Source organism: Carboxylicivirga caseinilyticus, from assembly GCF_050589785.1.
In the GTDB taxonomy this organism is placed as follows: Bacteria; Bacteroidota; Bacteroidia; order Bacteroidales; family Marinilabiliaceae; genus Carboxylicivirga; species Carboxylicivirga caseinilyticus.
The window spans coordinates 62,265-76,684 of record NZ_JBNGOX010000028.1; the positions used below are offsets into that span (position 1 = coordinate 62,265).

The following is a 14,420-nucleotide window of genomic DNA, read 5'->3' on the forward strand; positions in this document are numbered from 1 at the left end:
TTTAATTATTGAAAATAGTAATCTTCCAAAGTATCCCAAAGGCGATTGAATTCGTTTTGATAAGTATTTAAGGCTTGAGGGTCATTTGTTTCCAGAATATTTTCCTGGTTGTATTGACCAGCACTGCGTGTCCAGTTGTAACTGCCGGTTAAAAGGATGCTTTTATCAAAAATAGCAAATTTATGATGCATGTGATGACTGGTGTTGTCAATCTTTATGGATGCTCCATTACGGAATAAATATTCTATATCCGACCCTAAGTCGAGTGTTTTTTCATTGTCGGTAATTATTCTGACTTTTGTTTTTTTACCTAATGCATATTCTATTTTGTCTCTGATGTCGTTATCGCTAATGGTAAATACACAAATATCGATTGAATTTACTGCATAACTAATATGATTCATTATCGTGTTGCTGCATTCAGTACCAGGGCTAAAATAGGATTTTGTATAAAAAGAAGTAGTTTCTTTGGGAAGAATCAGTTTATTGGCCTCTTCAAGCCAATCAATAATTTGCAGATGTTTAAATTCAGTGAAATGTTCGCGTGCAAGATTAAAGATATCGCTTCTCAATCGGTTTAAATCATGTTTTGAAAATTTTTTGTCTATTAGTATTGATTTTAAAGCTTTCTTTTCTGCTTTTGATAAAATTTTGTCTTCAAGAGATGATGTAAGGTAATTTAATGTTTCCTGCATTGGTTAATTATTGGATTAATTTAGTTATTAGCTGATTAAGTTGTTTTTCTAATTTCTCAATTCTACTGTTGGATTCTTCAACAGGTATACCACCTATATATTGTATAATAGGAAGGCAAAGAATGATGTCTTTAGAGGATATTATTGTAAAATCACTTAACGCATCCTGAAGATGAAATTTGTTATTTGCTAAAATATTTAGCTTGCTAATATATGTAGCAGTGTTTGTTTTGATCAAATAAAAAGAATCCTTATTGATTTTATCATCAGGATGGGAATTTAAGAGTATGGTGCTCTGGTTATGAATGCATTTTGGCAAACATTTGAAATCATTTACATTAATATGAATAGCAATGCTGTCTGTTATGTTGTGATCTATTGGAATTATGATTGATTCGTCAGATTTCAAATCACCTGACATATAATCACCTAATTGATAAGATTGCAGATATGGGATTTTTTTTATTGTAATATTCTTAATAGTAGTGTTTTTGAATACGGGTTCATTACCTACATCAAAATGGTATAGCTCATTTACAGTCAGTTCTTTATTGATTAATTCATCAATTGTAATGCTAAAATATTTAGCTACTCTATTAATTATTTCAAGTTTAGGTTCAGCCCTTCCTTCTTCGTATGAACCTATGCTAGCCCTTGACAAATCAAAGATAGAGGCAAATTCACTTTGGCTTATTTTTTTAATCGATCGTATCTTTCGAATATTTTTTCCAAAAAAACTCATAATTAATGCTAATAATATTTGCAAATATGATTTTTGTGTTTATATTTGCTAATGTAATTGTCAAAATAAGAAAATAATTATGAGAATTGCTAATTAGTTTTACCTTTTCTTAGAATATATTTAAATTAACAATTTGTGCTTTATGAAAAAGGAAATTTATTTAAATTCAAAACCCGAAAAATTAGTTTAAATCACTCGACAATGGACAAATATTTTGAAAAAGTAAAAAACTACCTGTTGGAACTAAACTGTGAGATTGTAACAGAGCACGAAGAAGATGGTGTTTTTGTAGTCAATAAACCTGAAGAAGGTATCGCAAATTTGGTTCTTGGTTGTGCCGACCCTATCCTTATAATGGAGCAATTTATTTTTCAGATCGAGGAAGATAGTCTGAGTGTATTTAAACAATTATTGATGAAAAACCGGGATATCGTTCATGGAGCTTTTGTTTTAGATGAAAGCGGACATAAAGTTATCTTCAGAGATACACTACAGATTGAAAATCTTGATCTTAATGAACTGGAAGGTTCGATTAACTCACTAAGTCTTTTATTAAGTGAGTATGCAGAAGAAATTATTAAGTTATCCTCAAAAGAATTAGTATCATGAACGTATTTAGCAGATTATTCAGAATAGGAACCGCAGAGGCTCATTCAGCAATAGATAAATTGGAAGATCCGATAAAAATGACCGAGCAAGGTATCAGGGATCTTAAACTTCATCTTGACGAAAGTTTAAAAGCATTCGCTGAAGTAAAGGCATTATCAATTCGTTCAAGAAACGATATGGAAACAAATCGTGATCGTGCAAAGGACTATGAAAACAAAGCCATTCTTTTATTAAAGAAAGCTGAAAGTGGTGAAATTTCATCAGAAGAAGCTGATCGTTTGGCTACTGAAGCTTTAACTAAAAAAGAAGAATGTGTCGCTTTTGCTTCCGACAAACAACGTGAAGTTGAAAAATTTGATCAAAACATTGCGCAGTTGGATGCCAATATTAAAAAGCTTCGTTCGCAAATAAGTACTTATGAAAATGAGCTTCGTACACTAAAAGCTCGTGTTAAAGTAAGTAAGGCGACTAAAAATATTAATAAGCAAATGGCTCAGATCGATTCAGGAAGTACTATCAGTATGCTTGAAAAGATGAAAGAAAAAGTAAACCAGGAAGAAGCATTGGCTGAAGCTTATGGAGATATTGCTACCGAATCTAAATCCCTGGATGATGAAATTGATTCAGCATTAGGTGGAACTAAAAAAGCTGAAGCTTCTGAATCTTTAGCCAAATTAAAAGAAAAACTAGCTGCTGGTAAAAAAGAAGAATAGTAGATTGAGGTTAGTGCTAATGAGCATTAACCTCTTTTTTATAGATAAGTTATTGGTTTTGTGTTGACTGTGGTGATCCGTTGATCGACGACTTTTAACTTTTAACTAAAATAATACCCTAACTCATGAAGGAACTATTTGAAGCTGCGTTTTCAGGGGTGAATATGATACCCACTGTTTTACTACTGTTGATACTGGTCTACTGGATATTTGTTATCATTGGAGCCATGGATATGGATGTAATCAATGTTGATTTTGATAGCGATGTTGATGTAGACGTAGACGTGGATGTTGAAGCTGATGTTGATATTGACGCCGATGCTGATGTGGATACTGACGTGGAAGCACATGACATTGGTTCAGTTGCCTTTCTCAACTCCATATTGACCTTCTTCAACCTAGGCAAGATTCCCTTTATGGTATGGTTAAGTTTCCTGATTATCCCAATGTGGGTAATTTCAATCCTCTTTAATCATTACCTTCATAATAGTTCCTTCTTGATTTCATCAGTAGCTTTGATCCCCAATGTTGTTGTAAGTTTGATTGTATCCAAGGTATTAACAACTCCTATTGCCGCTATTTTCGAAAAGATTAAGGAAAATGATGATGATCAATTTAAATACACAGGCAAAGTATGTACCGTATTAATGCAGGCCAGTCATGAAAGATTTGGACAGGCAGAAATAAAAAAGGATGGTAACACATACCGCGTAAATATTTTAACCAAAGATGATTCGATAATTCTCGACAAAGGTCAGACGGCATTGATTATCGAATTTATTCCTGAAAAAAAATGTTATTTAGTAGAACCCTATAAAATCTAAAGAATGTTAGAGAATGTATTGTATTCAGGTATTGTTTTTGGTGTTTTAGTCCTATTCGGGATTATTGCATTATTTATAAAAACTTACCGCAAAGCAACGCAAGGTCAGGCCTTGGTAAAAACCGGCCAGGGAGGTACAAAAGTTTCCTTCAATGGTTTGTTTGTAATTCCTGTTCTTCATAGAATGGAGATTATGGATATCACACTTAAAACGGTTGTAATTGAGCGTTTGGGTAAAGAAGGTTTGATCTGTAAGGACAATATGCGAGCAGATATTAAGGTAGCTTTTTTCGTGCGTGTGAATAAAACCGAAGAAGATGTTATTCAGGTTGCCCAATCAATAGGATGTAAACGTGCATCTGATCAGGAAGCCTTGGTTGAATTATTTGATTCTAAATTTTCAGAGGCCTTAAAAACCGTTGGTAAGCAGTTTGAATTTGTTGAGTTATATAACTCGCGAGAGAAATTCAAACATGAAATTTTAAATATTATTGGAACCGATTTGAACGGTTATATTCTGGATGACTGTGCAATTGACTTCCTTGAACAAACGCCATTAGATTCTCTATCAGAGAATAATATTCTGGATGCAGAAGGTATCAAGAAGATTGTGGAGTTAACAGCCAGACAAAAGATCTTGTCTAACCAGATCGAACGCGATAAGCAAAAGACCATCACCAAGCAGGATGTTGAAGCACGCGAAACAGTTTTGGAGTTGGAGCGTCAGTTGGCTGAAACAGAAGAAAATCAAAAGCGTGAAGTTTCAAATATTAAGGATCGTCAGGCTGCTGAAGTTGCAAAGGTTGCACAAGAGCAACGCCTGATTGCAGAAAAGGCACGTATAGCAACAGAAGAAGAAGTTGCAGTTGCTGAAAAAAATAAAGAACGTCAGATTGTAATTGCCGAGAAAAACCGTGAAAGAGTAGAGGCCGTTGAAACAGAAGCTGTAGAACAAGAACGTGCTTTAAAACAAACGGAACGTGAAAAAGTGGTGACACTTGCTCAGATCGCCAAAGAGAAAGAAGTGGAAGTGCAGAAAAAGCAAATCCAGGAAGTTATCCGCGAACGTGTTGAAGTGGAAAAAGCAACGGTTGCTGAGCAGGAAAAAATTAAGGATACACAAGAGTTTGCTGCAGCCGACAGGGCTAAAAAAGTTGCCATTACCAAGGCTGAAATGGATGCAGAAGAAGCATTTGTACGTGAAATTAAAGCTGCTGAGGCATCTAAGAATGCTGCTGAACACAATGCGAAAACAAAATTGATTGATGCAGAAGCTGAATTTGAAGCTGCTGGTAAGAAAGCTGAGGCTACTAAAATTATGGCTGAAGCAAAAGCTGCTGAAGAAGCTGCTATGGGTGTTGCTGAAGCTCAGGTTATTGAAGCTAAAGCAGATGCCATGGAAAAACAAGGTGTTAACGAGGCGCGTGTTATGGAGTTAAAAGCTCAGGCTGAAGCCAAAGGCACCAAAGCCAGAGCGGAAGCAGAAGCTGAATCGATCCAGAAAGTTGGTGAATCTGAAGCCGAAGTTATCAAGGCAAAAGCTACTGCTGAAGCTGAAAGAGGTCAGGCTGAAAATAAGGTTCTTGACGAACGTTATGCTGTTGAGGCAAAAGGTATCGAAGAGAAAGGTATGGCAATGAAGAAACTGGATGCTGTTGGTCGCGACCATGAAGAATTCAAGTTGAAACTGGATATGGAAAAAGAACTTGAACTGGCTCGTATCAATATTCAGAAAGGTATTGCTGATGCTCAGGCTCAGGTTATTGCCGAAGCACTTAAAGCTGCCAATATAGATATCGTTGGTGGAGAAACAATGTTCTTCGATAAGATTATTGGTTCTATCACTCAGGGTAAACAAATTGATAAAGTGGTTAATAACAGTAAAATTATCAGTGATATCAAGGATCATTTCTTTGATAGTCCTGATGGAAAAAGCTTTAAAGATCAATTTGCAAGTTTTGTAGATCAGTTTGGTATCTCATCTGAAGATGTACGCAACCTAAGTATTAGTGCATTAATTGCACAGATGATGGAAAAAAATACTGATCAAAAAACAGGTAATATGCTTACAAGCTTAAGTGGTATTGCCAGAAGTTTAGGTGTTTCAAACAGCACCGCTAATAGTTTAGGCTTAATCTAAACGCAAATAATACTTCAAAAAAAAGGAACGGTTTTTAGTTTCACTGAGAATCGTTCCTTTAAATCCAATGGTTTAATTAAATTAAACTGATTGTACAATTGTGTATGATGGTCGTTACGGCCAATAATTAACACTTGATTTTATGTCTGAGAATCAAAATACCACCCCAAAGAATAAAGAACAACTCGAAGAAGGAACCTACGAGATTATTAAGAACCGACTTCGAAAGAATGCTGATGACCTGAACCAGCGATTGGAAAAGCTGAATACAGCACGTAAAGAGGTATTTGGATCTATTGAAAGTACTCTGATTGCAACTGATCGAATCAATACTCAAAACAACTGTACACCTTCTGATATGGTGGCGCTTGGTGATACAATATTGTTTGGGTATAATGTTACCATGGGATTAAAATCCAAAACATCGCTGGATGACGTTTTCAGTGTTTATGATTTCAAAGAACATAAATTCACGCAAAAAAATATGAATATAATCGGCGACAAGCAGTTTGTTGCTGATTTTGAAAATCTATACGAATATTACAAAGAAACCCAATTCCGTAAGTTTGCTGTTATTGGTCCGCATTTGTTTATGGTTTTCCAAACAGGAAAGAATACCGATGATATCAAAGCTTTTAAATGGTTAATAAAGGGTGAAAATCTAGAATATAAGGGAAACCGAAGTACACATGAATTCGTCTTCCCGGATCAGCATGAATTTCAATGGAAAAAAGCCAGTAGGGAACAATATGTATATGGCGAATTTCCGCATGTTTCTATTGAAGATATTGTGTTTGTTGAAGCTGTAGGAGGCGATATTACCTTTAAGATTGAAGATAATACCGATAGTGGTATGGGTATTTACGCTGAAGAAGTAGATGTGAAAGATCAAACTTTGGATGATGCTGATATTGATTATGCTATTATTGGTAACCTGGTTGTGATTCGTATTCTTCCTTATAAAGAGAAAGAATACCGCTATTTTGTATATAACTCAAAGGTTAAGGAAGTCAAACGAATTGATGCACTGGAAGATTCGTGTGTATTATTGCCCGATAATCAAGGGATTATCTTTGCCAATGGCTATTATCTTCAAAATGGTCAGTTTAAATTATTCGACAGCGATTTTAAAGATCTGATGTTCGAGAAAAAGGTGGCATCGGTTAATGGTGAGGATTTTCTGTACACTTTTTATAATCGTGAAATAGGAGCCTATGTACTTTTGATTTATAATCTTATCAATCAGAAAATTGAAACTCCTATTATTTGTAATGGTTTTTCAATTTTTGAAACAGGTGAATTGTGTTATTTCAAGAAGCCTGAAGAACCTACACGCCATCATGTTATTCAGATGTGGCAAACTCCTTTTATGGCTGTTGAATATCAGAAACAACCAACCAATAATAACCGATTATTTAAGATTGGCAACAAAGATGTGGTGAAAGCCATGGCTGAATGTAATGAGGTTATTCTTTTAGTTAACAAGGATGAATCGTATTCGGGTTTGTATAGTGATCTGGTTAAACGCTGTACTGATGTGATGGATACCTATTACTGGCTGGCTGAGGAAGATGCATTTGATATTAAATCTCCACTCGTAAAAATTAAAGAATCGGCTTTTTCGGCTATCACTGAGTACGAAAAGGTTCGCAATATCAGAAAAAATACTAAAGATAAAGTTAAGGAAACGGATGATAAGGTAAAAGAGATTGTTAGTCATCTGAACAGGCAGAATATGAATCACATCGACAGATATGTTGAGATGCTGGCTGCCTTAAGAACAGTACGTGGCGAAATTATTACTTTACGTGAACTTCGTTATGTGGACCTTGATTTTGTTCAAAAACTGGAAACAGAGGTAGAAGAAAGAACACAAAGTCTGTCACAGAATTGTGTTTCTTTTCTTTTGCGCGACGAAGCTCTTAAATCATATGATGACAGAGTGGCTGATATCAGAATAAATGTTTCTAAAGTTAAGAAGGTTAGTGAAGCTGATGATCTTTCTGCTGAGATAATAAAGCTTGCAGGTCAGTTAGAGATGCTGATTGACATTGTTAGTAACCTGAAAATAGAAGATGCAACACAAACTACCCAGATAATTAATAATATTTCGGGCGTATATTCGCAGTTCAACCTTATTAAGTCGGAACTTAAAAAACAACGAAAAGGATTAAGAGCGGTTGAAGCAAAAGCTGAATTTACATCTCAACTAAAACTGGTAGAGCAGGGGATGTTGAATTATATCGACCTGTGTGATTCACCCGGTAAAGCTGATGAATATCTTTCGAAACTGATGGTTCAACTCGAAGAACTGGAAGGTAAATTCTCTGATTTTGAAGAGTTCATGGATGGTATTACTGAAAAGCGGGAGCAGGTTTATAATGCATTTGAATCGAAAAAATTGAGTCTTGTAGAAGAACGCAACCGTAAAACAACATCCTTGCAATCATCTGCCGAAAGAATACTAAAGGCAATTCGTAATCGGGTTTCGAAGTTTAAAGATGTTAATGAAGTAAATGGTTATTTTGCATCTGATCTGATGATAGAGAAAGTGCGTGATGTAGTTGCACAGCTCAAAGGATTGGATGATAACGTTAAAGCTGATGATCTGGAGAGTAAGTTAAAGTCGGTGAAAGAAGAAACCATTCGTCAGATTAAGGATAAAACGGAATTATTCGAAGAAGGGGCGAATATCATTAAGTTTGGTAATCATAAATTCTCAGTCAACACTCAACCATTGGAGTTGTCAATGGTGAATAAGGAAGGAGAGATGTATTATCATCTAACAGGAACCAACTTTTTTGAGAAAGTAACCAATGCCGATTTTCAGGCTACTAAAACCATCTGGAATCAATTACTCCCTTCGGAGAATGATCGTGTTTATCGATCAGAGTATCTTGCTTATTTATTGTATAATTCAGCCGCGAATAAGGAGGATGGTCATTGGGGATTGAAAGAATTAGCTGAGTTGGAACAGAAAGAGCTGATTGGCTATGTGCAACAGGCAATGTCGGTTCGTTACAATGAAGGTTATGCTAAAGGTATTCATGATGAAGATACTGCTATCATTCTGAAAGAATTACTGAATGTGTATTTCAATGCAGGTTTATTGCGTTATTCGGCAGATGCCCGTGCAATGGCTGAGTATTTCTGGAATTTGTATTGCAATGATCAATTGCGTAAAGATTTAAATAATAACCTTAAGGGTGCCGGTTTAATTGTGCAGGTTTTTCCGGAGACCAAGCAGTTTGATTACCTAATAGATACATTGGAAGCCTTATTGAAAGAGTTTCAGGAAAAAGAAAATCTTTTTTGTGCACCTATCATTAATGATGCTGCACAGTTCCTTTTCTATCAAATTGCCGAAGCTGATCAGTTCATCATATCTAAAGATGCAGTTGCTTTGTTAGATGGTTTTACTGCCTATTTGAGAAAAAACAGAGCTGCCAAAAACTATGAAGCATCCATCAAGCCACTGGAAGATAATAAAGCAGCTTCGTATCGTTTGATTCGTAAGTGGGTGAAAGCCTATCTGGATATGGAAAAACAATCAGAAGAATATCTGAATGAAGTAGCCATAACTCTCATGCTTGATTCTAAACTGACTAAAAAACTTATTGATCAACCGGTACATAATGTATTAGCAGGGATGAGAGGTTCTCATCAACTCATACAGGATCAGCAATATCATTTTCACTTCAACCGTTTTATGGATAAACTGAGAACTTTCAGTGGTGATAGTGTCATAAAATATGAACAATATAATTTTCTGAAAAAGCAATTGGTGAAAGACTGTTCTGACGATTTACGATTAAATGAGTTTAAACCTCGTGTGCTCACATCGTTTGTGCGAAATAAGCTGATTGATAAGGTATATTTACCTCTAATAGGTAATAACCTGGCCAAACAGATTGGAGCAGAAGGTGCTGGAAAGCGTACTGACCTAATGGGTATGTTACTATTAATTTCACCTCCGGGTTATGGTAAGACTACTTTAATGGAATATCTGGCCAGTCGCTTGGGAATCATCTTTATGAAAATTAACGGACCTTCCATTGGTCATGCAATTACATCACTCGATCCTTCTGAAGCTGCAAATGCTGCTGCCCGTGAAGAATTGGAAAAACTGAATCTGGCTTTTGAGATGGGTGATAATGTGATGATATACTTAGATGATATTCAGCATTGTAATCCTGAATTTTTACAGAAGTTTATCTCACTTTGTGATGCTCAGCGTAAGGTAGAAGGTGTATACAAAGGAAAGAGCAAGACATACGATTTCAGAGGTAAGAAGGTGTGTGTGGTGATGGCAGGTAATCCATATACCGAGAGTGGTGATAAATTTAAAATTCCAGACATGCTTGCCAACCGTGCCGATATCTATAATATTGGGGATATTATTGGCGGTTCTGATGAAGAATTTAAGATGAGTTATATTGAAAACTCACTGACATCAAATCCGATATTGAATAAGTTGGCAACAAAGAGTCAGAAAGATTTATATACCCTTATTTCCATAGCAGAAACAGGTCGCAAAGATGGACTGGAATTTGAATCTGCCCACACTCCTGAAGAAATTAATGAGTATGTTACTGTATTAAAAAAGCTGATTGTTGCCCGTGATGTTATTCTGAAAGTTAATCTGGAATACATTGCATCCGCTGCTCAGGCAGATGAATACCGTACAGAACCTCCTTTTAAATTACAGGGATCGTATCGCGATATGAATAAAATATCAGAAAAAATTCTACCTGTAATGAATGATCAGGAACTGGAGACTTTGTTATTGTCGCATTATCGGAATGAAGCACAAACCTTAACAACTGGTGCAGAAGCCAATATTTTAAAATTTAAAAAAATATACGGTGTCATTACTGATGACGAAAAAGCTCGTTGGAAGGATCTAAAAGAAACCTTCGTTCGCAATAATAAGCTTAAAGGTATGGGTGATAACAACCAGACTGCTCATGTGTTAATTCAAATGGAGGAAATAGCCAAAGGAGTTATTGGAATTAAAGAGGAGATTGGGAAGAATAAGAATTAGGTTTCTCATAAGCATTTCATATTAAAAGGATTGCATCTTATTGATAAAAGTGGTTATAAAAGATGCAATCTTTTCTTTTCTCCGTCGGCGTACTTTGCTTTCAAATTGGAAACTATTGCCTGTTTTAGTAACTTATCGGTGTTTTAAACGTTGTAAGCTACATGAACTCTAATTTTCGAATACTATTGTTTTTTATTCTGATGTTTTCTTCTGCATTTGTATATGCTCAGAATGATACTGAAGTTACGCAGGAGGATGGAATGTTGCTTTCAAAATTCACTGAATCTTCAGAAGGAGTTAAAAACGGTAATTACCAATTGTTTTATAAAGATCATTTAATAGAAAAAGGACAATATAGTTTTGGTAAAAAGGTTGGTAAGTGGCAATATTTTAATTTCAATAAAATATTAGAGTATGAATACGACTTCGATAATATGTTGGTTACCCGTATAGGTGGTGAACACATTACAAAGAATACACGATTCAATACACCATGCTATTTTGAAGGAAGCCCGTTGATTCCTTATTTGTTTATGGTATCAAATGTGAATTACCCTAAAGGAGCTATCAATAATGATGTGACAGGTAGGGTTGTACTGACTTTGAAAATTAACCAAAAAGGAAAAGTTTACGGTTTTTATATTTCCGAGAAGCTAAATTCTGAATTAGATAAGGCTGTTATGGATGCCGCCCGTAAAATCCCTACAGACTGGCATTTCTTTCCTGCTACACGGGAAGGACAGTCTTTATTAAGTGAATATGTTATACCCATTGAATTTGAACTGGGCATGTAATGTATGTTATTCGAATAAACTATTGAGTGACCAATTATTGATTATCCTACGTTCAACATCTTTCATATTCAGATGAATCACCGCTTATTTCTTAATAGAAACTAATAATTCTTTAGGCTGAAGAGTTGGTCTTTATTTATTACCTTTGCGCATTCAAAAATTAAGCTTACGCATAACAAATTTGAAAATGGTAATTGAGAATCGCATAAAGGCATCTGTTGCTAAAGCTATTAAAGAATTATACGGGGCAGAAATAACTGAAGAAAGTGTTCAGTTGCAATTAACCCGCAAAGATATGAAGGGAGATTACACCATTGTAGTTTTCCCGCTATTGAAGGTGTCTAAGAAAAATCCTGTGCAAACAGGTGAAGATTTAGGTGCTTATTTAATAAATGATTGTGAAGAAGTTTCTGCTTTTGAAGTGATCAAAGGCTTTTTAAATATTCAGCTTTCTCATGCCTATTGGTTGGAATTACTGAACGAATTAGTTCAGGATGTTGAGTATGGAAAAACATCTGCTACAGATGATTCTCCACTGGTAATGATTGAATATTCATCACCTAATACTAATAAACCGCTTCACCTTGGTCATATCCGTAATAACTTATTAGGTTATTCTTTATCGCGTATTGTGGCTGCCAATGGCAATAATGTAGTTAAGACCAATATTGTTAATGACAGAGGTATTCATATTTGTAAATCAATGCTTGCATGGCAAAAGTGGGGTGAAGGCCAAACACCTGAATCAACTGGCAAGAAAGGTGACCACCTGGTAGGGGATTTCTATGTAAAGTTCGATCAGGAGTACAAGAAAGAACAGGCTGAATTAATCGAAAAAGGAGCGACCAAAGAGGAAGCTGAAGCACAATCTCCATTGATGAAAGAAGCCCGTGAGATGTTACTTAAATGGGAAGCTCACGACGAAGAAGTATATGGTTTATGGGAGATGATGAACCAGTGGGTATACGCTGGTTTTGATGAGACATATAAAATGATGGGTGTTGATTTCGACAAAATCTATTACGAATCAGATACCTTCAAAACAGGTCGTGACATGGTGTTGGAGGGACTTGAAAAAGGTGTTTTCTATCGCCGTGATGATAATAGTGTTTGGGCTGATCTTCAGAATGATGGATTGGATGAAAAGCTTTTGTTGCGTAGCGATGGTACCAGTGTGTATATGACGCAGGATATTGGAACTGCAAAGTTGCGTTACGATGATTTTTCTATCGATAAGATGGTATATGTTGTTGGTAACGAACAAAACTATCATTTTAAAGTATTGGCTATTCTGCTTGATAAATTAGGACTGGAATGGGGTAAAGATTTGGTACACTTCAGCTATGGAATGGTTGAGTTACCGGAAGGTAAAATGAAGTCGCGTGAAGGAACAGTGGTTGATGCAGATGACCTGATGAAGGACATGATTGATACTGCACGTGACATGTCGAAAGAATTGGGTAAGCTGGAAGGTTATAGCGAAGAAGAAGCGGAGAAGGTGTTTAAAACCATCGCTTTGGGTGCGTTAAAATACTTCATCTTGAAGGTTGATCCTCGTAAAAACATGACATTCGATCCGAAGGAGTCAATTGATTTTAATGGAAATACCGGACCATTTATCCAATATACTTACGCACGTATTCAATCCATTGGTCGTAAGGCTCAGGAAAAAGGAATCGTACTACCTGAATCAGCAAGCAAAGATGTTGAGTTAACTGATAAAGAGGTTCAGTTGATGAAAATAATCTCAAACTTCCCGTCTGTTGTTGCTGAAGCTGGCAAAGTTTATAGTCCGGCCTTAATTGCCAATTTTATTTATGATATAGCTAAAGAGTTCAATCAGTTTTATCACGAATCACCAATTGCAGTTGAAGAAGATGAAGCAAAACGTGATATGCGTTTGGTGCTTTGTAAAAATGTAGGAACTGTTATTAAAAATGGTATGTGGATGTTAGGTATCGATGTGCCAGAAAGAATGTAGTGTAGTTTAAAACATACATAATTCAATAAAAGCTCCTAAATGGGAGCTTTTTTGTTTTTCAGTGTTTAATTTTATTGATAAATTTGATTCAACTCAGGATTGAAGTCAAAATTATTGTTGTTACACAATAATGCAGGTCTGGCAAGCGTTGACCTATTATAGCAAAATGTAAGATAAAATAAATATAATGAGAAAGATTGGACGGTACATTGTTATTTTAATTACTATTGTAATTGTTACACCATTATCAGCACAGGATGAAGATGTATTTAAAGAATCATCAATTAGTGATCAGTTTGAATACGTTATCAAAAAATCCAACACCTATGAACAGTTCAAGGTTGTTAGGTATAATCATTTAATGGCTCTTAAAAAAAGCTCGTTGGATAGTTTAAAGAAGCAGCAAACCACAATAGCTAAAAACGAATCGGAAATAAATGAGCTAAAAGCTACTCAGAATGAATTGGAAACCAATTTAGCCAATTTGAAAAAAGAATTGGAAACTGTTACCCGAAGCAAGGATAGCATGAGTATTTTCGGTCAGGAAATAGATAAAGCGGCATATAATTCCATTATGTGGGGAATAGTTTTTGTTCTTGTAGGGTTATCTGTTGCATTATTTTTTATGTACAAACGTAGTCATGTTGTCACAAAAGAAACTAAGGAAAGGTTAACGGAAGTGGAAGAAGAATACGAAAATCATCGTAAAACAGCTTTGAAACGTGAACAGAAACTAGCCCGTGATTTAATGGATATTAAGCTCAAAAATAATTTATAATAAAGCGAAGAGGGTGTCCAAAAACTAAACATCAAAACAACGTTAGTTTCAATTTGTAATAAAATATCATTTTATGTCACCCCTAAATCCCCTGAAGGGGA

General features: G+C 35.4%; 10 protein-coding genes. 8 read left to right on the forward strand and 2 right to left on the reverse strand.

All coding sequences use genetic code 11. The features are described from left to right. Positions 1 to 5: 5 nt before the first annotated feature. Both ACRD62_RS14465 and ACRD62_RS14470 read right to left on the reverse strand, forming a co-directional pair. A complete protein-coding gene (locus tag ACRD62_RS14465; protein WP_430820820.1) occupies positions 6 to 695 on the reverse strand; it encodes a phospholipase D-like domain-containing protein in 690 nt (229 codons plus the stop codon). A gap of 7 nt (positions 696 to 702) precedes the next feature. Then, positions 703 to 1,437 (reverse strand): helix-turn-helix domain-containing protein, encoded by a 735-nt coding sequence (locus ACRD62_RS14470; RefSeq protein ID WP_430820821.1) that lies wholly within the window; start codon positions 1,435 to 1,437, stop codon positions 703 to 705. 201 nt (positions 1,438 to 1,638) lie between these two features. Between ACRD62_RS14470 and ACRD62_RS14475 the strand changes: the two genes are divergently transcribed. The 8 genes from ACRD62_RS14475 (at position 1,639) to ACRD62_RS14510 (ending at position 14,319) form a co-directional block, all read left to right on the forward strand. After that, positions 1,639 to 2,046, forward strand: coding sequence for a type III secretion system chaperone family protein (locus ACRD62_RS14475; RefSeq protein WP_321410624.1), 408 nt, complete (start codon positions 1,639 to 1,641; stop codon positions 2,044 to 2,046). Continuing rightward, positions 2,043 to 2,759, forward strand: a complete 717-nt coding sequence (locus ACRD62_RS14480; RefSeq protein ID WP_430820822.1) for a PspA/IM30 family protein — start codon at positions 2,043 to 2,045, stop codon at positions 2,757 to 2,759. Before ACRD62_RS14475 ends, ACRD62_RS14480 begins: the two co-directional genes overlap by 4 nt. Before the next feature lie 125 nt (positions 2,760 to 2,884). Continuing rightward, the gene (locus tag ACRD62_RS14485; RefSeq protein ID WP_430820823.1) at positions 2,885 to 3,583 is read left to right on the forward strand and encodes a hypothetical protein; all 699 of its coding nucleotides are present in this window, start codon (positions 2,885 to 2,887) and stop codon (positions 3,581 to 3,583) included. 3 nt (positions 3,584 to 3,586) lie between these two features. Beyond that, a complete protein-coding gene (locus ACRD62_RS14490; RefSeq protein ID WP_430820824.1) occupies positions 3,587 to 5,722 on the forward strand; it encodes a flotillin family protein in 2,136 nt (711 codons plus the stop codon). Between the two features lie 142 nt (positions 5,723 to 5,864). Beyond that, entirely contained in the window at positions 5,865 to 10,766 is a 4,902-nt protein-coding gene (locus ACRD62_RS14495; protein WP_430820825.1) for a DNA repair ATPase, read from the forward strand. Positions 10,767 to 10,927: 161 nt separating this feature from the next. Beyond that, on the forward strand, positions 10,928 to 11,560 hold the full coding sequence (locus tag ACRD62_RS14500) for an energy transducer TonB (protein WP_430820826.1): 633 nt from the start codon (positions 10,928 to 10,930) through the stop codon (positions 11,558 to 11,560). Positions 11,561 to 11,747: 187 nt separating this feature from the next. Then, a complete protein-coding gene (argS, locus tag ACRD62_RS14505) occupies positions 11,748 to 13,541 on the forward strand; it encodes an arginine--tRNA ligase (protein WP_430820827.1) in 1,794 nt (597 codons plus the stop codon). 187 nt (positions 13,542 to 13,728) lie between these two features. Continuing rightward, entirely contained in the window at positions 13,729 to 14,319 is a 591-nt protein-coding gene (locus ACRD62_RS14510; protein ID WP_430820828.1) for a tRNA (guanine-N1)-methyltransferase, read from the forward strand. Positions 14,320 to 14,420: the final 101 nt, after the last annotated feature.

What these genes read in the sequence shown, in the direction of transcription:
- ACRD62_RS14475 (WP_321410624.1), top strand. Translation starts at nt 1,639, where the DNA reads ATGGACAAATATTTTGAAAAAGTAAAAAACTACCTGTTGGAACTAAAC.
- argS (WP_430820827.1), top strand. Translation starts at nt 11,748, where the DNA reads ATGGTAATTGAGAATCGCATAAAGGCATCTGTTGCTAAAGCTATTAAA.
- ACRD62_RS14485 (WP_430820823.1), top strand. Translation starts at nt 2,885, where the DNA reads ATGAAGGAACTATTTGAAGCTGCGTTTTCAGGGGTGAATATGATACCC.
- ACRD62_RS14470 (WP_430820821.1), bottom strand. Translation starts at nt 1,437, where the DNA reads ATGAGTTTTTTTGGAAAAAATATTCGAAAGATACGATCGATTAAAAAA.
- ACRD62_RS14495 (WP_430820825.1), top strand. Translation starts at nt 5,865, where the DNA reads ATGTCTGAGAATCAAAATACCACCCCAAAGAATAAAGAACAACTCGAA.
- ACRD62_RS14480 (WP_430820822.1), top strand. Translation starts at nt 2,043, where the DNA reads ATGAACGTATTTAGCAGATTATTCAGAATAGGAACCGCAGAGGCTCAT.
- ACRD62_RS14465 (WP_430820820.1), bottom strand. Translation starts at nt 695, where the DNA reads ATGCAGGAAACATTAAATTACCTTACATCATCTCTTGAAGACAAAATT.
- ACRD62_RS14490 (WP_430820824.1), top strand. Translation starts at nt 3,587, where the DNA reads ATGTTAGAGAATGTATTGTATTCAGGTATTGTTTTTGGTGTTTTAGTC.
- ACRD62_RS14500 (WP_430820826.1), top strand. Translation starts at nt 10,928, where the DNA reads ATGAACTCTAATTTTCGAATACTATTGTTTTTTATTCTGATGTTTTCT.
- ACRD62_RS14510 (WP_430820828.1), top strand. Translation starts at nt 13,729, where the DNA reads ATGAGAAAGATTGGACGGTACATTGTTATTTTAATTACTATTGTAATT.